Origin of the sequence: Burkholderia sp. MSMB1459WGS (assembly GCF_001534535.1) — a bacterium.
Classification (GTDB): domain Bacteria; phylum Pseudomonadota; class Gammaproteobacteria; order Burkholderiales; family Burkholderiaceae; genus Burkholderia.
On sequence record NZ_LPMU01000037.1, the window covers coordinates 277,190 to 297,500 of the forward strand.

16 protein-coding genes are annotated in these 20,311 nt (G+C 69.2%); 1 reads left to right on the forward strand and 15 read right to left on the reverse strand.

The genetic code is table 11. From position 1 onward, the window contains the following. Window positions 1-72 precede the first annotated feature (72 nt). Window positions 73-549, forward strand: coding sequence for an Lrp/AsnC family transcriptional regulator (locus WT97_RS15595; protein ID WP_034203136.1), 477 nt, complete (start codon window positions 73-75; stop codon window positions 547-549). Between the two features lie 63 nt (window positions 550-612). On the opposite strand, the gene WT97_RS15600 is transcribed toward WT97_RS15595, so the two are convergent. From WT97_RS15600 to WT97_RS15670, 15 genes are all read right to left on the reverse strand, one after another. Beyond that, window positions 613-2,337 (reverse strand): tannase/feruloyl esterase family alpha/beta hydrolase, encoded by a 1,725-nt coding sequence (locus WT97_RS15600; protein WP_060353739.1) that lies wholly within the window; start codon window positions 2,335-2,337, stop codon window positions 613-615. 33 nt (window positions 2,338-2,370) lie between these two features. After that, a complete protein-coding gene (locus WT97_RS15605; protein WP_060032817.1) occupies window positions 2,371-3,519 on the reverse strand; it encodes a porin in 1,149 nt (382 codons plus the stop codon). Window positions 3,520-3,585: 66 nt separating this feature from the next. Continuing rightward, window positions 3,586-4,791 carry a 3-(3-hydroxy-phenyl)propionate transporter MhpT gene (gene mhpT / locus WT97_RS15610; RefSeq protein WP_059499565.1) on the reverse strand — a complete coding sequence of 402 codons (1,206 nt, stop codon included), beginning with the start codon at window positions 4,789-4,791 and terminating at the stop codon, window positions 3,586-3,588. Between the two features lie 211 nt (window positions 4,792-5,002). Then, a complete protein-coding gene (locus tag WT97_RS15615) occupies window positions 5,003-6,904 on the reverse strand; it encodes a feruloyl-CoA synthase (RefSeq protein WP_060353740.1) in 1,902 nt (633 codons plus the stop codon). Continuing rightward, window positions 6,901-8,349 (reverse strand): aldehyde dehydrogenase, encoded by a 1,449-nt coding sequence (locus WT97_RS15620; RefSeq protein ID WP_060353741.1) that lies wholly within the window; start codon window positions 8,347-8,349, stop codon window positions 6,901-6,903. The genes WT97_RS15615 and WT97_RS15620 overlap by 4 nt, the downstream gene beginning before the upstream one ends. A 71-nt stretch (window positions 8,350-8,420) precedes the next feature. After that, window positions 8,421-9,251: a p-hydroxycinnamoyl CoA hydratase/lyase gene (locus WT97_RS15625; protein ID WP_059499568.1), complete on the reverse strand. Its 831-nt coding sequence runs from the start codon at window positions 9,249-9,251 to the stop codon at window positions 8,421-8,423. A gap of 230 nt (window positions 9,252-9,481) precedes the next feature. Then, entirely contained in the window at window positions 9,482-9,982 is a 501-nt protein-coding gene (locus WT97_RS15630; protein WP_059792698.1) for a MarR family winged helix-turn-helix transcriptional regulator, read from the reverse strand. A gap of 178 nt (window positions 9,983-10,160) precedes the next feature. Continuing rightward, on the reverse strand, window positions 10,161-11,063 hold the full coding sequence (locus WT97_RS15635) for an SMP-30/gluconolactonase/LRE family protein (protein WP_060353742.1): 903 nt from the start codon (window positions 11,061-11,063) through the stop codon (window positions 10,161-10,163). Window positions 11,064-11,114: 51 nt separating this feature from the next. Beyond that, window positions 11,115-12,134 carry an L-arabinose ABC transporter permease AraH gene (gene araH / locus WT97_RS15640; protein WP_059792694.1) on the reverse strand — a complete coding sequence of 340 codons (1,020 nt, stop codon included), beginning with the start codon at window positions 12,132-12,134 and terminating at the stop codon, window positions 11,115-11,117. Window positions 12,135-12,164: 30 nt separating this feature from the next. After that, window positions 12,165-13,712, reverse strand: coding sequence for an L-arabinose ABC transporter ATP-binding protein AraG (gene araG, locus WT97_RS15645; RefSeq protein ID WP_059499572.1), 1,548 nt, complete (start codon window positions 13,710-13,712; stop codon window positions 12,165-12,167). A 21-nt stretch (window positions 13,713-13,733) separates the two neighbouring features. Then, window positions 13,734-14,747 carry an arabinose ABC transporter substrate-binding protein gene (locus tag WT97_RS15650; protein ID WP_060353743.1) on the reverse strand — a complete coding sequence of 338 codons (1,014 nt, stop codon included), beginning with the start codon at window positions 14,745-14,747 and terminating at the stop codon, window positions 13,734-13,736. Between the two features lie 77 nt (window positions 14,748-14,824). Further along, window positions 14,825-15,754, reverse strand: a complete 930-nt coding sequence (locus tag WT97_RS15655; protein WP_060353775.1) for a Gfo/Idh/MocA family protein — start codon at window positions 15,752-15,754, stop codon at window positions 14,825-14,827. 25 nt (window positions 15,755-15,779) lie between these two features. Then, window positions 15,780-16,709, reverse strand: a complete 930-nt coding sequence (locus WT97_RS15660; RefSeq protein ID WP_060353744.1) for a dihydrodipicolinate synthase family protein — start codon at window positions 16,707-16,709, stop codon at window positions 15,780-15,782. Window positions 16,710-16,758: 49 nt separating this feature from the next. After that, entirely contained in the window at window positions 16,759-18,117 is a 1,359-nt protein-coding gene (locus tag WT97_RS15665) for an MFS transporter (protein ID WP_060353745.1), read from the reverse strand. A 425-nt stretch (window positions 18,118-18,542) separates the two neighbouring features. Beyond that, window positions 18,543-20,294 carry an IlvD/Edd family dehydratase gene (locus tag WT97_RS15670; RefSeq protein WP_060353746.1) on the reverse strand — a complete coding sequence of 584 codons (1,752 nt, stop codon included), beginning with the start codon at window positions 20,292-20,294 and terminating at the stop codon, window positions 18,543-18,545. Window positions 20,295-20,311: the final 17 nt, after the last annotated feature.

Here is a 20,311-nt window from a genome sequence, read left to right on the forward strand (position 1 = left end):
GGCGAATGAAATCGCCAAATCGACGTCTCACACGCAAAAATTTCTCATTCTTTCGAGGCTCGACACACCATCATGACGCCCCCTCTCGATGCGTTCGATCGCAAGCTGTTGATGGAAGTCCAGCGCGACGCGCAGACGCCGCAGGCCGAGCTCGGCGCGCGCGTCAATCTGTCGACCGCCGCCGTGAACCGGCGGCTGCGCCGCCTCGCGGAAGACGGCGTAATCGAGCGCTATACGGCCGTCGTCGCGCCGGACAAGGTCGATCATCCGCTGACGATCGTCGTGAACGTCGAGGTCGAAAGCGAGCAGATCGACCAGCTCGACGCGATGAAGCGCGCGTTCGAGCGCTGCCCGCAGATTCAGCAGTGCTATTACGTGACGGGGGAATGGGATTTCGTGCTGATCCTCGCGGTGCGCAACATGGATCAGTACAACGCGCTCACGCGCGAGCTGTTCTTCGCGAACAACAACGTGAAGCGGTTCAAGACGCTGGTGAGCATGAGCCGCGTGAAGGTCGGCCTCGACGTGCCGGTCGATGCCGGCGAGTGAACGCTGCGGTGAAACGGCCGGCGCACGACTGCCTGCGCCGGCCGCTTCCCATCGACGGCTACGTCAGCGACAACTGAAGCTCGCCGCCGAATTCAGGTCGCCCGAGCCGTTGTAGCGCGCGATCTGCGGATACGGGCACAGCGGCCGCGTGCGCCCCGCGCCCCACGATGCGGGCACGTCCGCGTTCGGCACCGCGTTCGTCGTGTCGCGCGCGGCAGCAACGATCGCCGTCGGCGCCTGCCCCTGTTCGACCCACTCGACGAGCGGCGTCAGCATGTCGAACTGGTCGGCGGCCGGCCCGCCCGAGCAGTGGTTCATCCCCGGCACCGGATAGAAGCGTGCAAAGCTCGACGCGTCGCCGCCGTTCGCCTGCGCGACCTGCGCGTACCAGTCGCGCGTGTCGTTGAACGAAAACACCGGGTCGCCCGTGCCGTGATAGACGAGCAGCTTCGCGCCGCGTGTCTTCAGCGCGGACAGGTTCGTCTCGTCGGGCGGCGTCATGAACGACCACGCCGATTGCGTGTACACGCCGCTCGTCGCGAAGATCGCCGGCGCGTCGTTGTCCATGTCGAAGCCGAGCGCGAAACCGGGCAGGTTCGCGAGCGCCGCGGCGGTTTTCGGCGGCGTCATGAACGTGAACGCCATCGCGGCCGGATCGAGCGTGATCGACGCCGATTGCTTCCACGACGCCCAGCCGCCGGCAGCCACGCCCGGATCGTACGGAAAGCTCGCGTACAGCGCCGTGCCCGCGCCGTTGCGCGCACCGGCGAACACGTTCTCCAGCGCGGTTTTCTGCGCAGGCGTCAGGCAGGCGCCGGTGCGCGTGCCGTTCGCGCAGGTCGGGATATCGGTATCGATGCTGAAGTGCGCCTGGCACGCGGCGACGTCCTGCACCATCCCGTCGGCCGCGCCGTCGAGCGCATCGCATTTGTCGAGGATCCTCGCGCCGACGAACTGGCGTTCCGCATCGTTGAAACCGCTGCGGATATCCGGCAACCCGTTCGATCCGGTGGCCGACGCGATCCTCGCGAACTGCTGCGCGCCGTACATCTCGCCGATCGCCGCCTTCGGCAGATGGAAGCCCGGATCGCCCGCGATGATGCCGTCGTAGTCGGCCGGGTTGCGCACCGCCGTGACCATCGCGTGACGGCCGCCGTTCGAGCAGCCGCCGAAATAGCTGCGATCGGGCGCCTTGCCGTACGCGAGCCGGATCACCTGCTTCGCCATCGGCGTCAGCGCATCGACGGCGCCGTAGCCGTAGTCGATCCGCGCCTGCGGATCGAGGCCGAACAGCGGATTCTGCGCGGCGCTGTGCCCGGAATCCGAGCTGATCACCGCGAAACCCTGGTCCAGCGCGTTGGTCAGCGGCCCGCCGCCGCCGATCTCGCCGGTCGCGGTCACGACGTTACCGTCGAGCCCGCCGTTCGCCTGGTAGAAGAAGCGGCCGTTCCACGCTTTCGGCAAGCGCATCTCGAAGCCGATCGCATAGGTCTTGCCGTCCACCGCGCTCACGCGCTCGTTCATCTTCCCTGCGATCACGCAGTGCTCGGCGACCGGCTTGCCGGCCACCGTCAGCGCGCCGGCCGCCGCGGTCGTCACCGACGTGAACGACGTGTTCGCATACGCGAGCTTCGCGGCGAGCGCGTCGCAGGTCTGCGCCATCGCGGCCGGCGTCGCGGCGCTCAGGTGCGTGGGCGCGGCACCGATCGAATCGTCGCCGCCGCAACCGGCGAGCATGGCGGCGGCGGACAGCGACGCAATACAGAGGATTGCAGATTTTCTGTTCAAGATAACTCCCGTTCGGTTCGTCACGCCGGTGAATCAGAACATGTGCCGCACGCCGACCATCGCGCCGAGCTGCCCCATCCCGGCGCCGGGCGTCGTGCCCGGCCCACCGCCGCTGACCGAGTAGCGGGCATGCGCGCTGTTCCACAGATACGACGACTGTGCGTAGACGGCCGTGCGCTTGCTCAGCAGATAGGTCGCACGCAGCGTCGCCATCGTCGCGCGCGTGTCGTGTGCGCTGTTGACGATCCGGTAGCCTTCGCCGTCGACGATGAAAGCGGGCTTCACCGCATACGACGCACCGACGAAGAACAGGTCCGAATGCGCGCCGGCCGCGGCCGGCGAACCGGTCGACACGCGCCGGCCGATCCAGCCCGCGCCGATCTTCGCGCCGCCCGCCTGCGCATACGCGCTCACGTGCGTGCGCGTGTCCTTGCCGCCGCTGCTCGTGAAGGGGACGGGCGCGACGCCGTCGAAGAAATTCGCGGCCGCGCCGGTGCCGCCGCGCTGCTCCTCGTACGACGCCGCCGCGCCGAAATACGCGCTGTCGTACTTGAGCATCACCGACCAGTTGCGGCACTGCACCGCGTCGCCCGGCACCTGCCCCGCGCACGTGCCTTGCCCCGGCGAGTTGCCGGTGCCCGCGCCGTCGCGGCCGAACGAATACGCGGCGCCGAGCGTCACGCCGCGGTACGTGCCGAGGTAAGTCACCGCGTTGTCGGCGCGGCCGTTCGGCACGTACGCGTCGAACGAGCCGAGCCCGTAGATGTCGGGGCCGATGATGTCCGCGCCCTGCAGCGCGAGATAGGTCATCGTGTACTGACGGCCGAACGCGAGCGTGCCGAAGCCGCTCTTCAGACCGACGAACGCCTGCCGCCCGAACAGCCGTCCGCCTTGCCCGAGATCGCCGCCGCGCACGTTGAAGCCGCTTTCGAGCGTGAACACCGCCTGGTAGCCGCCGCCGAGATCCTCGGTGCCGCGCAGCCCCCAGCGCGACGGCAACTCGCCCGTCACGGCCGGCATCCGCACCACATGGTCGCCGGCCGCGTTCGCGTGCGACACGAATTCGACGCCCGTATCGATGATCCCGTACAGCGTCACGCTCGACTGTGCGTGTGCGCCCGGCGCGGCGAGCGCGCAGCACGCGCCCGCGGCCAGCAGGCCGTTCCTTGTCTTCGTTTTCATTTCGTTGCGTCTCCAGACCGTGTTGAATCGCGCGCTCTGACGGCGCGCATCGAAAAAAGCGAACCGTCAGTCGCCGGCTTGCGGGCGGCGAATCAGCACGAATGCGGCGAAGGCCGCGACGAGCGTGACGGGGATGCTCGCGCCGATCACGACGGGCGCGCTGCGGCCGGCGGCCAGCAGCGTCGCGGCCGCGAGCGGCCCGACGACGGAGCCGAGCCGGCCGACCGCCACCGCCGCGCCGACGCCGGTACCGCGCATCGCGGTCGGGTAGTAGATTGCCGCGAGCGCATACAGCACCGACTGCCCGCCGACCACGAACATCCCCGCCGCGAACGCGGCCGCCGCGAGCGACGCGAAACCGGGCGCGGCCGCGAGCGCGGCGAGCGACAGCACGATCCCGACATACATGCCGCCGACCACGCGCGACGCGCGCATCCGGTCGAGCGCCGCACCGATGCCGAGCGCGCCGAGTCCCGCGCCGACGTTGAATGCGATCTGCACGAGGCCGACGTGCGCGCGATCGAGCCCGCGCGCGGCCATCAGCGACGGCAGCCAGTTCAGCAGGAAGTAGAGGACGATCAGCGTGCAGAAGTAGCTGACCCACAGCGCGACCGTCGACGTCGTGCGGCCGTCGCCGAACAGCGTGCGTGCGACGCTGGCGCGCGCGGCCGGCGTGCCCGCGACGTCGAGATACGCGCGCGATTCCGGCAGGAACCACACGAGCAGCGGCACGAGCAGCAGCGGCCCCACGCCGCCGACGTAGAAGATGTGCCGCCATTCGGTGTCGCCGGCGAGCAGCACGCCGATCAGCGACGCGATCACGCCGCCGAACGGGATCCCGCAGTACATCGTCGCGACCGCGCTACTGCGCGAACGCGGCTCGACCGCTTCGGACGACAGCGCGATCAGGTTCGGCATCGCGCCGCCGAGGCCGATGCCGGTCAGCACGCGCACGACGACGAGCATCGCGAAGCTCGAGACCTGCGCGGTCGCGATCGACAGCAGCCCGAACAGCACGGTCGACGCGATCAGCACGCGCTTGCGGCCGATCCGGTCGGCGAGCCGCCCGCCGAGCATCGCGCCCGGCAGCAGCCCGAAGGTGCCCGCGCTGAACGCGATGCCCATCTGCGACACGGACAGCCCGAATTCGCGCGCCATGCGCGGCGCGGCGACGCCGACCGACTGCAGGTCGAGCCCTTCGAGGAGTGCGATCGCGAAACACAGCGCGAGCGTGGTCGCGACCGTGGGTTTTTCGGCAACGTAGGTATTCATTGTGTCTCCAGTCCCATGTCTTGTAGTCGGTCGGCCGTGCAACGACCGCCGCGCGCCGCCGCCGGCCAGTGGCGGTTCGGCGCGCGAGGTGCCGCATGAACGGCCGCCTTTATCAGGCAACCTGATTCACTGGCCGCAAGCATGCCCGCCGGTGTCGTGGCCGGCCGGTCGTTGTGTGTGCTCGTTGCTGCTGACTGCTTCTGCGTACTGCTTACGCGTAAATCACGCCGGGATCGCGCCGCGCCGGGTCGTACAGCGCGTCGATCGTCGCCGCGCGATGCTTCTGCACGGCCGCCTGGTTCAGCGAACCCTTGTCGGTCACTTCGCCGAGATCGAGCGACGGCGGCGTGTCGATCAGCCGGATCCGCGCGACGAACGTCGAGCCGCCGCTCGCGTTCCGGTTCAGCTCGGCGAGCCACGCCGCGAACGCCGCCCGCACGGCCGGCGCGCGCAGCACGTCGGCCACGGACGCATCGGCGGCAAGCCCCGCGAGCGCACGGCATGCATCGACGCGCGGGAACACCAGCAAGCCGATGTCGTCGCGATCGATCCCGGTCACGACCACGTCCTGCACGTACGGGGCACCCGTCGACACGGCATTCGCGCGCAACGGCCCGACGCTGACGAACGTGCCGCTGCTCAGCTTGAAGTCCTCGGTGAGCCGCCCGTCGAACAGCAGCCCGAGTTCCGGCCGCGCCGGATCGGCAAACACGCCCGCGTCGCCGCTGCGGTAATAGCCTTCTTCGTCGAACACGTCGCGCGGATCGACGTCGGCATGCCAGTAGCCGCGCATCACGTTCGGCCCCTTGAAGCGCAGTTCGTGCTTGCCGCCGCACGGCACGAGCTTCGCGTCGCAGCCGGGCGCGGGCAGCCCGATATAGCCGGCGCGCATCAGCGGCCCCGTGGTGAACAGGCACGACGGCGACGCCTCCGTCATCCCGAGGCCGGCCATGATCCGGATGCGCTCGCCGCAATGCGCTTCGGTCACGCGGTCGAGCCGGTCCCACGCGGCTTGCGACAGCCCCGCGCCGCCGAAGAAATACAGCTTCACGCGCGAGAAGAACGTGTCGCGCAGCTCGGCATCGCGTTCGAGCGCGGCGGTCAGCTCCTCCCAGCCCTTCGGCACGTTGAAGTAGATCGTCGGCGCGATCTCGCGCAGGTTGCGCACGGTTTCGTCGAAACGGCCGGGCATCGGGCGGCCGTCGTCGATATACAGCGTGCCGCCGTTGTACAGCGCGATGCCGAGGTTGTGACTGCCGCCGAACGTGTGATTCCACGGCAGCCAGTCCACCAGCACCGGCGGCTCGCGCGTGAGTTCGGGCATGGTCTGGCGCAGCATCTGCTGGTTGCTGCACAGCATCCGGTGCGTGGTCGGCACGGCCTTCGGCAGCTTCGTCGAACCGGACGTGAACAGGATCTTCGCGAGATGGTCGGGGCCGACCGCATCGTGGATCGCGTCGATCGTGCGCGGGACGGTGGCGACGAGGCGCGACAGCGGCACCGCGCGGCCGTCGGCATCGACGTCGGCATCGCGCGCGACGATCAGCGCCGCATCGGCCGGCAGCGTCGCGTCGAGCGCGCGCGCGAACGGTGCGCGCTCCGCGACGAACACCGCACCCGGCCGCAGCACGCCGAGCGTGTGACGCAGCTTGCCGTAGTCGGTCGACACCAGCGAATACGCGGGCGAGATCGGCGAGTACGGCACGCCGGCCAGCATCGCCGCGAACATCAGCTGCAGATGTTCGAGATCGTTGCCGGACAGCACCGCGAGCGGACGGTCGGCCGACAGCCCGAGATCGACGAGCCCCTGGCCGAGCGCGCGCGCGCGTTCGAGCATCCGCGCGTAGGTGATCTCGATCCAGCGCCCGTCTGCACCGCGCCGCGCGGCCAGCACGCGATCGGGGTGCACTTGCGCGCCGCGCACGAGGCAGTCGGTGATGCGCGTCGGATAAGCGCCGAGCGGCTCGCGCGAGCGCAGGTACCAGGTGCCGTCGTCGTCGCGGCGAATCTCGGCCGCGCCGACCGCGACGGCCGCCGCGCGATAGCGCACGCCGCCCGTGTCGGCCGCCGGCCCGCCGGCGGGGTGCGAGACGTTCATCGTGACCTCGCTCATATCGGGTAGTGCCGCGGCGTGGTCTGCACGGTGATCCAGCGCAGCTCGGTGAATTCGGCGATCGACGCGCGGCTGCCGAAGCGGCCGTAGCCGCTCGCCTTCGTGCCGCCGAACGGCATCTGCGCTTCGTCGTGCACGGTCGGCCCGTTGATGTGGCAAATCCCCGATTCGATCTGCCGGGCGACCGCCATCGCACGTGCGACGTCGCGGCTGAACACGCTCGCCGACAGCCCGAACTCGCTGTCGTTCGCGAGCGCAACCGCTTCGTCGTCGCTATCCGCACGCAGGACGGCGACGACCGGCGCGAACGACTCCTCGCGATAGAGCCGCATGTCGCGGGTGACGCCGTCGACGATCGCGGGCTGCATCGTCGCGCCATCCACACGGCAACCGAGCGGCAGTTGCGCGCCGTGCGCACGCGCATCCTCGACCAGCGCCGCCGCGCGCGCGGCGGCCCGCGCATCGACCATCGTGCCGAGCGGATGGCCGGCCAGCGGATCGCCCGCGACCAGCGTGCGCGCCTTCGCGGCGAGCCGCTCGACGAGCGCATCGGCGATCGGCCGCGCGGCGATCACGCGCTCGGTCGACATGCAGATCTGCCCCTGGTTGAAGAATGCGCCGAACGCGATCGCATCGACGGCCGCGTCGAGATCGGCGTCGTCGAGCACCAGCACCGGCGCCTTGCCGCCGAGTTCGAGCAGCACGGGCTTCAGGTGCGCGGCCGCGTGGCGCGCGACGATGCGGCCAACGTGCGTCGACCCGGTGAAGTTGATCCGCTTCACGTGCGGATGCGCGATCATCCGCTCGACGAGTTCGGGTGCGTCGGCCGCCGCGTGCGTGATCACGTTCACCACGCCCGCACCGAGCCCCGCTTCGTCCAGCACCGCGCCGATCAGCGCATGCACGCCCGGGCACGCCTCGGACGCCTTCAGCACGACCGTGTTGCCGCACGCGAGCGGCATCGCCAGCGCACGCGTGCCGAGAATCACCGGCGCGTTCCACGGCGCGATGCCGAGCACCACGCCGCACGGCACGCGCATCGCGAGCGCGAGATTGCCCGGCACGTCGGACGGGATCACGTCGCCGGCGATCTGCGTCGTCATCGACGCGGCCTCGCGCAGCATGTTCGCCGCGAGCGTCACGTTGAAGCCGAGCCAACCGGGCGTCGCGCCGGTTTCGGCGACGCCGGTTTCGATGAACGCGTCGATGCGCGCATCCATCAGGTCGGCCGCCTTCAGCAGCCGGCGCCGCCGCTCGGTCGGCGCGAGCGCCGCCCACGCGGGGAACGCGCGGTGCGCGGCGTCGATCGCCGCGTCGGCGTCGGCGTTGCCGGCCGCCGGCGCGCGCGACGCGAGCGCGCCCGTCGCGGGGTTGAGGCGGTCGAAGGTCCGCCCGTCGCGGGCGGCGCACCACTCGCCGCCGATCAGCATCCGTCTGTCGGTCATGTCGTCTCCTGCCTTGCCTGTCTCTTGCGATTACGCCGGCGGTGACGCCGGCGGCTGCGTCGGCGCTTGTATCAGCGCTTGTATGCCTGCAGGCCCGGCTTGATCGTCTTGTCGTCGAGGAACTGCTTCAGCCCCTGCTCGCGGCCGCGCTCCGGGTCGCGCAGCTGCGCCTGGTCGAGCTTCGCGTACAGGTAATCCTCGCACTGTTCCCACGTGAGCTCGCGCGAACGCTTGAAGCCGTGCTTCGCCGCGCGCAGCACGACCGGGTTCTTGTCCATCAGCCGCGCGGCGAGCGCGATCGTCGCATCGCGCAGCCCGGCGAGCGGCACGCTGCTGTTCACGAGGCCCATTTCCGCCGCTTCCGCGCCGGTGAACGTATCGCCGGTCATGATGAAGTGCAGCGCGCGGCGATGCCCGACCGTGTCCGCCATCGCCTTGCTGACGAGGTTGCCCGGCGGGATGCCCCAGTTGATTTCCGACAGCCCGAACACCGCGTCGTCCGCCGCGATCGCGAGGTCGCACGCGACGAGCGGCGAGAACCCGCCGCCGAAGCACCAGCCGTTCACCATCGCGATGGTCGGCTTGTTGTACATCCGCAGGCGGCGCCACTGCCATTCCGATGCGTCGCGGCGCACCTTTTCCTGCAGCGCGTCGGGGCCGCCGTCGATCTCGCGGAAATATTCCTTCAGATCCATGCCGGCCGTCCACGCGGCGCCCGCGCCGGTCAGCACCAGCACCTTCGCCTCGTCGTCGAACTCGATCGCGTCGAGGACTTCCAGCATCTCCCGGTTCAGCGTCGGGCTCATTGCGTTGCGCTTCTCGGGGCGATTCAGCGTCACCCACGCGATGCCGGCCTCCACTTTCACTTCAACGGTCTGCCAGCGGTTGTCGTACTTGCTCATGTCTGTTCCTGTCGTTCGTTCCTGTGCGATTCGGTGCGCAGCATCCCTGCTGCGGACGATTTCATTTAATATCAGGCTACCTGATATTGCAAGCGGCACGAGTGCCGGTGTAAACCCGGAGCGGAAGGCGGAGAAAGCGTCGGGAAATCGGGGAGCGGTCGGGCGAGTGCCGCTGGCGCGCACGAAGCGAGCGGACCGGCAGGCCCGCGTCGTAAAAATCGGGGAAGCGGTCAGCCGCGCAGGTTGCGCGAGAACAGTTCGAGCGCGCGCTGCACGTGCGCGGCGTCGTCGGCCGAGATGTCGCCGAGCATGCGTGCCTCGAGCGGGCGCAGCACGGCTTCGCATTCGCGCAGCATCGCCGCGCCTGCGTCGGTCAGCGTCAGCAGGATGATGCGGCCGTGCGACGGGTCGGCTTCGCGCGTGACGAAACCGCGCGCGGCCATCACGCTCATCACCTCGTTCGCCGATTGCGGCGTGATCCACGAGCGCTCGGCCAACTGCGCATTCGACGATGCGCCGCGCGCCTCGAGCACCGACAGCGCCGTGTATTGCGCGAGCGTGATGCCGAGCGGCGCGAGCGCGTCGGTCATGTGACGCCGCAGCAGCCGGTCGAGGCCGCCGATCACGTAGGTCAGGCGTTGTTGCACGCGCGCTTTCGGCTTGTCGCCCGTCGCGCGGGCGTTCTTCGCGGCGTTCTTCGGATTCGCGGGCTTGGTCGGTGCGGAACTCATGGTGCGGGCAGGATGGAATTGCGGGCCATCTTACCAGCAGGTGGGGAGATGAACGGATGTTCGGGGATGGCGGTCGGCCGCCGGGCGCGCGCGCATGTGCAGCGGATCGCGGGCCAGACCGCGAAGACCGTCGCGTCGGCCCGATCCCATGGACGGGAACCCGTATGCGACGACGCGATCAACCGCGCGGCGTGCCCGCGAACCGCGCGGTCGGCAGCCCCGCATGCCGCGCCTGCGCGACGAACACGCCGCCCGCGTGCGCGTCGCCGGCCAGCGCGTCGTCGCTCAGCCCGACACGCGCACTCGTCACGTACAACCGGCCGTCACCGTCGATCGCGACACAACTCGGCTGCGCGGTCGGCACCTCGACGCGGTCCGTCTCGATCCCGTCCGGCCCGTAACGCACCACCCGCCGGCCGCCCCACTGCGCGTTCCACAGCCCGCCGTCGCGATCGACGATCGAGCCGTCCGGGTCGCCGTGCGCATCCGTCAGCCGCGCGAACGGCCGCACGTTCGCGACGTCGCCGCCTGCCCGGTAATCGCACACGAGAATCTCGCGCACCAGCGAATCGCAGAAATACAGCTTCGTGCCGTCCGGCGAGAACGCGATGCTGTTCGCGATCGCTGCCGCCGGCAATGCAAGCCGTTCGAGCGTGAGATCGGGATTGAGCCGGTAGAACCCGCCGACCGCGCGCGGCGGCTCGGCGCCCTCGTCCTTCATCCCGAACACGAATGCGCCGAACGGGTCGCAGCGCCCGTCGTTCAGCCGCGTGGGCAGATCGGGCTCGACGTCGACGATCCGCGTGAACGCGCCGCGGCGCAGGTCGAAGAACGCGAGATGCGTCGCGAGCCCGACGAGCAGCACGTCCGGGTCGTCGGTCAGCGCGAAGCACGCGAGCCGTTCGGGCATCGCCCATTGCGCGAGGTCTGAACCGTCCGCGCGGCAGCGCCACAGCTGCGCGCCCTCGATGTCCACCCAGTACAGCGCGTGCGTCCTGTCGCACCACGTCGCGCCTTCGCCGAGCGTGTTGCGGCTGTCGACCAGCAGCGCCGCCGCCGTGCCCGGTTGAGTCTGTTGCATGCCGTCTCCCGATATTCGTCGTAAGTGCAGGCGGCCGCGCGTGAGTCGAAGTCAGATCTTCATTGCGCGCCGCTGGTTGCGACGATACTGGTCGAACAGCACCGCGAGCAACAGAATTCCGCCGCGTATCAGATATTGGTAAAAGGTCGGCACGTTCAGCAAGCTCATCGCGTCCTGCACGGAGCCCATGATCAGCACGCCGACCAGCACGCCGGAGATCGTCGCGACGCCGCCCGTCAGCGACACGCCGCCGAGCACGCACGCGGAAATCACGCCGAGCTCGAGGCCGACCGACGTCTTCGGATCGCCGAGGCTCATCCGCGACGCGAGCATCACGCCGGCAAAGCCCGTCACGAGCCCCTGCAGCACGAACACGGCGATCTTGATGCGCATCACCGGCAGCCCGGCGAGCAGCGCGGCCTCGCCGTTGCCGCCGACGGCCAGCACGTTCTTGCCGAACACCGTCTTGCGCAGCAGGAAGCCGAACACGACGAAGCCGACGATGTTGCTCCAGATCGGATACGAGATGCCGAGGAACGACCCGCCGCCGAGATCGAAGAAGCGCTCCTCGGAGATCATCACCGCGTCGCCGTTTGACGTGATGAACGCGAGCCCGCGCACGACTTCCATCATCGCGAGCGTGACGATCAGCGAGTTGATCCGGTAGCGCGCGATCAGCACGCCGTTCACGAGCCCGACCGCACCGCCCGCGAGCACGCCGGCCGCGATGCCGAGCACGACGCTGTGCGTCGCGGTGATCAGCGTCGACGCGACGACGCCCGCGAACGCGACGATCGACGCGACCGACAGGTCGACCTCGCCGAGCGCGAGCACGAACATCATCGTCACCGCGATCGAGCCGATCAGCGTGACCGACAGCAGCAGGCCCTGGATGTTGCGCGGCGTGAGGAAGTCCGGCACCGTCAGCGACAGCGTCGCGAACAGCACGAGAAACACCATCACGATGCCGGAGCGGTTGATCAGCTGCCACACGCCGCCGCGCGCACGCGCGGGCACGGCGGGAGCATCCGGGGATGGGGTGGTACGTTGGGGTTGCATTGCCTGGCTCATAACGTTTGCTTTCCGGTTGACTGCGGGCCGCTAGCGCGGCAGCGCGAGCTTGATCAGCGCGTCGGGCGTCGCGTGCGCCTTCGCGACCTCGCCCGCGATCCGCCCTTCCTTCATCACGACGATGCGGTCCGACACGCCGATCACCTCGGCCAGATCGCTCGACACGAGGATCACCGTGCGGCCCGCTTCCGCGAGTTCGTAGAACAGGTTGTAGATTTCCGCGCGCGCGCCGACGTCGATGCCGCGCGTCGGCTCGTCCATCAGGAACACGTCGATGCGCTCGGCCAGCCAGCGCGCGAGCACGACCTTCTGCTGGTTGCCGCCCGACAGCGCGCCGATCGGCGTTTCGCCGTCGCGGGTCTTGATCGCGAGCCGCTCGATGTATTGCTGCGCGAGCTCGCGTTCGCGCCGCCCGTCGAGCAGCACGCGCGCCGGGCTGAAATGACGGCGCGCGCTGATGTTCAGGTTGTCGGCCACCGACGCGATCGCGACGATGCCTTCCTGCTTGCGGTCTTCCGGGCACAGCGCGATGCCGGCGCGCACCGCGTCGCGCGGGCTGCCGAACGCCACCCGCTTGCCGTTCAGCTCGACGTACCCGGCGCTCGGCCGCACCGCGCCGTACAGCAGCTTCATCAGCTCCGAGCGGCCCGCGCCGACGAGCCCGAAGAAGCCGACGATCTCGCCGCGCCGCGCGGTGAACGACACGGGCTCGGCCAACCCCGGCCCCGTCAGTCCCTTCGCTTCGATCAGCACGTCGCCGGCGGGGCGCGGCCGATAGCCGTACACGTCCTCGATCGAACGGCCGACCATGCAGCCGATCAGCCGGTCGCGGTCGAGATCGGCGACGGATTCGAACGTGTCGATGCGGCGGCCGTCGCGAAACACCGTCACGCGGTCGCACAGTTCGTAGACTTCCTCCATCCGGTGCGTGACGTAGATGATCGCGCGGCCTTGCGCGCGCAGCGCGCGGATGATCCGGAACAGTTGCGTGGTTTCGCGCGCGGACAGCGAACTCGTCGGTTCGTCGAACGCGATCACGCGCGCGTCGCGCATCAGCGCCTTGCCGATCTCGATCATCTGGCGCTGGCCGATCGACAGATACTTCACCGGGATGCCCGGATCGATGTGCTCGCCGAGCCGCTCCAGCGCATCGAGCGCGCGCGCGGCGAGCGCACGCTCGTCGACCACGCCGAGCCGGCTCGGCAATTGCCCGAGCATCAGGTTTTCCGCGACCGTCAACTCGGGCACCAGATGCAGCTCCTGGTAGATGATCGCGATGCCGGCCTCGAGCGCCGCGCGCGTCGACGCGAAGCGCTGCACCGTGCCGTTCAGCGTCAGCGTGCCGGCCTGCGGCTGGTTCACGCCGGACAGCACCTTCAGCAGCGTCGATTTCCCGGCGCCGTTCTCGCCCATCAGCCCGTGCACTTCGCCCGCGCGCACCGACAGCGACACCGCGTCGAGCGCACGCACGCCCGGAAACGTCACGGTGATGCCGTCGAGCGCGAGCAGCGGGCCTTCCGGCGGCGCGGCCGCTTCTGCGTCGTGGCCGGACGCGGCCGTCATCGTCTGCATCGTCATCGCGTTCTCGCCTCGCCCCGCTCAGATACCGAGTTCGGCGCGCACGGCCTGCCAGTTCGCGCGCGTCATCAGCTTGCCGCTCGTCTGCGTGTCGGCCGGCGGCGTCTTGCCGGTGCGGATCCAGTCGACGAGATTCTGCGTGCTGTCCTTGCCGTGGTTCGTCGAGCTGACCGCGATCGTCCCGTAGAAGCCGGTCGGCTCCTTCTTCTGGAACTCGGCAAACGCCTCGCCCGCGCCGTTGATGCCGACACCGATCACGTCCGCCGCCGGAATGTGCAGCTGCTCGGTCGCGCGTACCGCGCCGAGCACCGTTTCCTCGTTCAGCGCGTAGATCACCCATTTCTTCACGTTCGGATGGCGGGCGAGCACGGGCGCTGCCGCACTGAAGCCGCCTTCGTCGTCGGTCGTCTTCTGCGGCGCGTCGAAGATGTTCTCCTTGCGGAAGCCGTTCGCGAGCAGCGCCTGCGTCGCGCCGTCGGTGCGCAGCTTCGCGGTCGGCAGCTCGTAGTTGGTGACGCGCAGCGCACCGACTTCCTCGGGCTTCCAGCCGCGGCGTTTCATCTCGTCGGCGATCGCCTGGCCGACCTGGTTGCCGATCTTGGTCGCCGACATCCCGAGGTGCGGCACGTTCGGCAGCGGCTTGCCGCTCGAATCGACGAGCTGGTCGTCGACCGTCACGAACTTCATGTTGTAGCGCTTCGCGCGCGACGCGATCGCCGGCCCGAGGCGCACGTCCGGCGCGCAGATCACGAAGCCCTGCGCGCCCTGCGAGCCGAGGTTGTCGATCGCGGCCAGCACCTTCTCGCCGTCCGGCGTGCCAATCTTCACGACCGAGAAGTTCTCCTTCTGGCCGAGCGCGGACGCCGCGTTCTGCTCGTTGATGAACCACGCCTGCTCCGGCATCTTCACGAGGAAGCCGATCTTCAGCGGCGCGTCGGCGTGTGCGGCGCCCTGCATCCCGAGCGGTGCGATGCAAAGCGCGGCCAGCAGCGCGCGCAGGGTATGTCGGCGAATCGTTTGGTTCGTGCGGTTCATGCGTGTCTCCTTGTAATGGCTTGGGTCTTCAACATCCGTCGTGCTCATCGCTCGCGTTGGCGCGCGCCGGCACAGTGTTAGCGGCCGAACGCGTCGGTCCCGACGCGCCGCCCGAACAGGAACGCGTCGGCGACGAGCCGCAACGGCCGTACGTCGACGTCGCTTTCGCCGCGCGCGATCAGCGTGCGGAAATGCGCATACAGCGCCGGATACTCGCGCTCCGGCCCGATCTCGACCGGCGCGCCGTCGATCGACAACTGCGCGCCGCCGCGGCTGATCGCGAGCACGCCGTCCGACGTGTCGACCGCGATCTCCCACTGTTCGACGGGGCCGTGGCGCCAGTCGAATTCCGCGTGCACCGGCACGCCGTTCGTATCCGCGCAATCGAGCTCGGCCGCGATCGGCATCTGCGCGTCGCTCGGCACGTAGAGCGTCGCTTCGCGCAGCACGAGCTCGCGCGGCAGGATCCGCGTGACGATCGACAGCGCGTTGATGCCCGGATCGAACACGCCGAGGCCGCCCGGCTCCCAGATCCACTGCTGCCCTGGATGCCAGCGCCGCACGTCTTCCTTCCAGCGCACCTGCACCGCGCGGATCGTGCGCTGCGCGAGCCACGCGCGCGCCGGTTCGACCGCGCTCGCGCAGCGCGAATGCCAGGTCGCGAACAGCGTGAGGCCGCGCTCGCGCGCGAGCGCGTCCAGCGCGGCCACTTCGCCGAGCGTCGCGCCCGGCGGCTTCTCGAGCATCACGTGCTTGCCGGCTTCGAGCGCCGCGCGGGCCTGAGCGTAACGCACTTGCGGCGGCGCGCACAGCGACACCGCGTCGAGCTCGCGCTCGGCAGCCAGCAGCGCATGCAGATCCGGATAATTGCGCACGCCGTTGACTTCCGCGTGACGGCTCGCGCAGGCCGTCAACGCGAAGCCCGGTTCGGCGGCGATCGCCGGCAGATGCTGGTCGCGCGCGATCTTGCCGATCCCGACGACGCCCAACGAAATCACATCGCTCATCGTGCTTTCCTCCTTCGCCACTCGCTCAGTGCGCCCAGCGCAGCACGAGCGGATCGAGCCGGCGCGCGATCGCGATCAGCTCCGCGCGCGTGTCCGGATGCAGTTCCGGCATCGGATGCCGCGGCCGCTCGCACGCGATCACGCCGCCTTCGCGCATCAGCGCCTTCGCGGTCAGGATCCCGGACTGGCGGTTCTCGTGGTTGATCAGCGGCAGCCACGTCTGGTAATGCGCGAACGCATCGTCGTGCCGCCCTTCGCGGAACGCTTCGAGGATCGGCCGGATGCCGTCCGGAAACCCGCCGCCCGTCATCGCGCCGGTCGCGCCCGCATGAAGATCCGCGAGCAGCGTGATCGCCTCCTCGCCGTCCCACGGCCCCTCGATCGCGTCGCCGCCGAGCCGGATCAGCTCGCGCAGCTTGTTCGCGGCGCCCGGCGTCTCGATCTTGAAGTACGCGACCTGCTCGATCTCGCGCGCCATCCGTGCGAGGAACGGCGCAGACAGCGCGGTGCCGCTCGCGGGCGCGTCCTGGATCATGATCGGGATGTCGATCGCATCCGACACGCACGCGAAGAAATCGAAGATCTGCGCTTCCGGCACGCGGAACGTCGCGCCGTGATACGGCGGCATCGCCATCACCATCGCCGCGCCGAGCTGCTGCGCGCGCAGGCTGCGCGCCGCGCACACCTGCGTGCTGTAGTGCGACGTCGTGACGATCACCGGCACGCGGCCGGCGACGTGTTCGAGGATCGTGCGCGTGAGCACGTCGCGCTCGTCGTCGGTGACCGCGAACTGCTCGGAGAAGTTCGCGAGGATGCACAGCCCGTCCGAGCCGGCGTCGATCATGAAATCGACCGCACGCTTCTGGCTCGCGAGGTCGAGCTCGCCGGTGTCGGTAAACGTCGTCGGGACGACGGGGAAGATGCCGCGATAGCGCGGCGTGCTGCTCGATGTCATGGTTGGTCCTGCATCAGTCGAATGGGCGTTCAGCCGGAAAACAAAGCGTTCACGATTCGCGGGCGAATGCGCCCGCGGCCGGTTCGGGCGTGCGCAGCGCGGCGCGGACCACGAACGTCATCAGCACCGCGAACAGCAGCGTCGCCGCGAGGAAGTACAGGCCGGCCGCGAGGCTGCCGGTCGATGCCTTGATCAGCCCGATCCCGTACGGCCCGAGGTAGCCGCCGAGATTCGCGAGCGAGTTGATCGCGGCGATGCCGACCGCGGCGCTCGTGCCGGTCAGGAATTCGCCGGGCAGAGCCCACACGACGGCCTGGATCGAATAGAGCGAAAACGCGGTCAGGCAGATGAACAGGAACTGCAGCGCCGGTTGCCGCACCCACGCGCTCGCGGCCATCGTCACGGCGGCGGCGGCCGACACGACGACGATGTGCCAGTAGCGCTCGCGCTTGCGGTCCGAATGGCGCGGCACGACGAGCAGGCCGACCACCGCGAACAGGTACGGCACGGCGGACAGCAGGCCGGTCGTCGCATCGCCGGTGCCGAACGCGTGAATGATCGTCGGCAGCCACAGCGACAATCCGTAGATGCACAGCGGAAACGGCAGGAACAGCGCGGCAAGCAGCAGCACGCGGCGGTCGCGCAACGCAGCGAGCGGATTGCCGTGCGAATCGGGGCGATAGGTGTCGCGGTCGGCGGCGAGTTGCCGCGCGATCCAGCGGCGTTGGCCGTCGTTCAGCCAGCGCGCATGCGCGGGCGACTCGGGCAACAGCCGCAGCGTCGGCCACGCGAGCAGCACGGCCGGCAGGCCGCTGACGACGAACAGCGTCTGCCAGTCCGACAGGCCGAGCCACCCGTGCGTCGACAGCAGCCAGCCGGCGAGCGGCCCAGTCACGATACCGGCGAGCGGTTGCGCGAGCACGAGCAGGCCGATCACCCGCGCGCGATCGCGCATCGGGAACCATTGCGTGAGGAAGTACAGGATGCCGGGATAGAGGCCGGCTTCGGCCGCGCCGAGCAGGAAGCGCAGCACGTAGAAGCTGGTCGGCCCCTGCACGAGCGCCATGGCCATCGTGATCGCGCCCCAGGTCGCGAGGATGCGCGCGAACCATACGCGTGCGCCGAAGCGGCCGAGTGCGAGGTTGCTCGGCACCTCGCACAGGAAGTAGCCGATGAAGAACAGTCCTGCGCCGAGCCCATACGCGGCGTCGCCGAGACCGATCGCCGCGTTCATGTGGAGCTTCGCGAAGCCGACGACGGTACGGTCGACGTAGGCGACCACGTAGATCAGCGCGAGGAACGGCACCAGCTTGCGCGTGAGCAGGCGGGTCAGGTGCCGTTCGTCGACGGCTGCCGTCGAATCGGACTGTTCCGCCGCGTCCTGCGCGCTCGTGTACTGCGTCGTCATCTTGTCTCCTGTCGGTCGCCGTTAGCGCTTTAGCGCTTACGGCGACCGCATGCTTCGCGGTCGACGTACGTTAGCGCTTCAGCGCTTACGTGGGCCCCATGCTTTGCGGTCGATCCACGTTGGCGCTTTGGCGCTTACGCAGACCCCATGCTTCGCGGTCGACGCACGTGAGTGCTTTCGCGCTTACGTGCGTCCCATGCTTCGCGGCCGGTATGCATTTGCGCTCGGGTGCTTGCGCATACCGCATGCTTCGCGGCTGATCCCCGTTGGCGCGTCTGCGCTGATACCCCGTACTTCACGGTCGGCCGTCGTTTGTGCGCGAACGCTTACGCAGCTCTTGCTTCGCGCTCGGCCGCATCCGGCGCGTCACCGTGTTTCCCTCGTGCCCCATCTCGGTCCGTTCCCGGAATGCTCGTTCCCGCCGCTCAATGCGAATGGCTCGGCACGTCCGCGCCGCGCGTGCCGACCAGGAAGTCGAGGTCGCACCCCTCGTCGGCCTGCAGCACGTGATCGATGTACAGCCGTGCATAACCGCCCTTGCCGAGCTGGCCGGCCACGCCCGGCGCCGCGGTCGGATCGACGTCCGACAGGCGGCGCTGCAGTTCTTCGTCCGTGATGTCCAGATGCAGCGTGCCGGCCTCGCAGTCGAGCTCGATCCAGTCGCCGTTGCGCACGGCCGCGAGCGGCCCGCCGGCCGCGGCTTCCGGCGCGACGTGCAGCACGACCGTGCCGTACGCGGTGCCGCTCATCCGCGCGTCGGAAATCCGCACCATGTCCTTCACGCCCTGGCGCAGCAGCTTCGGCGGCAGCCCCATGTTGCCGACCTCGGCCATGCCCGGATAGCCGCGCGGCCCGCAGTTCTTCAGCACCATCACGGAGCTGGCATCGACGTCGAGCGCTTCGTCGTTGATCGTCGCCTTGTAGTGCTCGAGGTTCTCGAACACCACCGCGCGACCGCGATGCTTCAGCAGCTCGGGGCTCGCCGCCGACGGTTTCAGCACCGCGCCGCGCGGCGCGAGATTGCCGCGCAGGATGCAGATCCCGCCGTCCGCGATCAGCGGCCGGTCGAGCGGACGGATCACCTCTTCGTCGTAGTTCGGCGCTTCGCGCACGTTGTCCCACAGCGACTTGCCGTTGACCGTCAGCGCATCCGGATGCGGCAGCAGCCCGCCTTCGCCGAGCCGGCGCAGCACGGCCGGCAGCCCGCCCGCGTAATAGAACTCCTCCATCAGGAAACGCCCCGACGGCATCAGGTCGACGATCGTCGGCGTGTCGCGACCGATGCGCATCCAGTCTTCCAGTTCGAGCGGCACGCCGATGCGGCCGGCGATCGCCTTCAGGTGAATCACCGCATTCGTCGAGCCGCCGATCGCCGCGTTCGCGCGGATCGCGTTCTCGAACGCCGCGCGCGTCAGGATCTTCGACAGCACGAGCCCTTCGAGCGCCATCTCGACGATCCGGATGCCCGACATGTGCGCGAGCACGTAGCGGCGCGAATCGACGGCCGGAATCGCCGCGTTGTGCGGCAGCGCGACGCCGAGCGCCTCGGCCATGCACGCCATCGTCGACGCTGTGCCCATCGTGTTGCAGGTGCCGGCCGAGCGCGACATGCCGGCCTCGGCCGACAGGAAGTGATGCACGTCGATCTCGCCCGCCTTCAGCGCTTCGTGCAACTGCCACACGGCCGTGCCCGAACCGATGTTCTTGCCTTCGAGCTTGCCGTTCAGCATCGGGCCGCCCGACACGACGATCGCCGGCACGTCGCAGCTGGCCGCGCCCATCAGCAGAGCGGGCGTCGTCTTGTCGCAGCCGGCGAGCAGCACGACCGCGTCGATCGGGTTGCCGCGGATCGCTTCCTCGACGTCCATCGACGCGAGGTTGCGCGTGAGCATCGCCGACGGCCGCAGGTTCGATTCGCCGTTCGAGAACACCGGGAACTCGACCGGGAAGCCGCCCGCCTCGAAGATCCCGCGCTTCACGTGCTCGGCGAGCTTGCGAAAGTGCGCGTTGCACGGCGTCAGTTCCGACCATGTGTTGCAGATGCCGATGATCGGCCGGCCGTCGAATTCGTGATCGGGAATGCCCTGGTTCTTCATCCAGCTCCGATACATGAAGCCGTTCTTGTCGTTCGTGCCGAACCATTGAGCGGAGCGCAGCCTGGGTTTTGTTGCCGACATCGTCAGTCCTGTGGTGA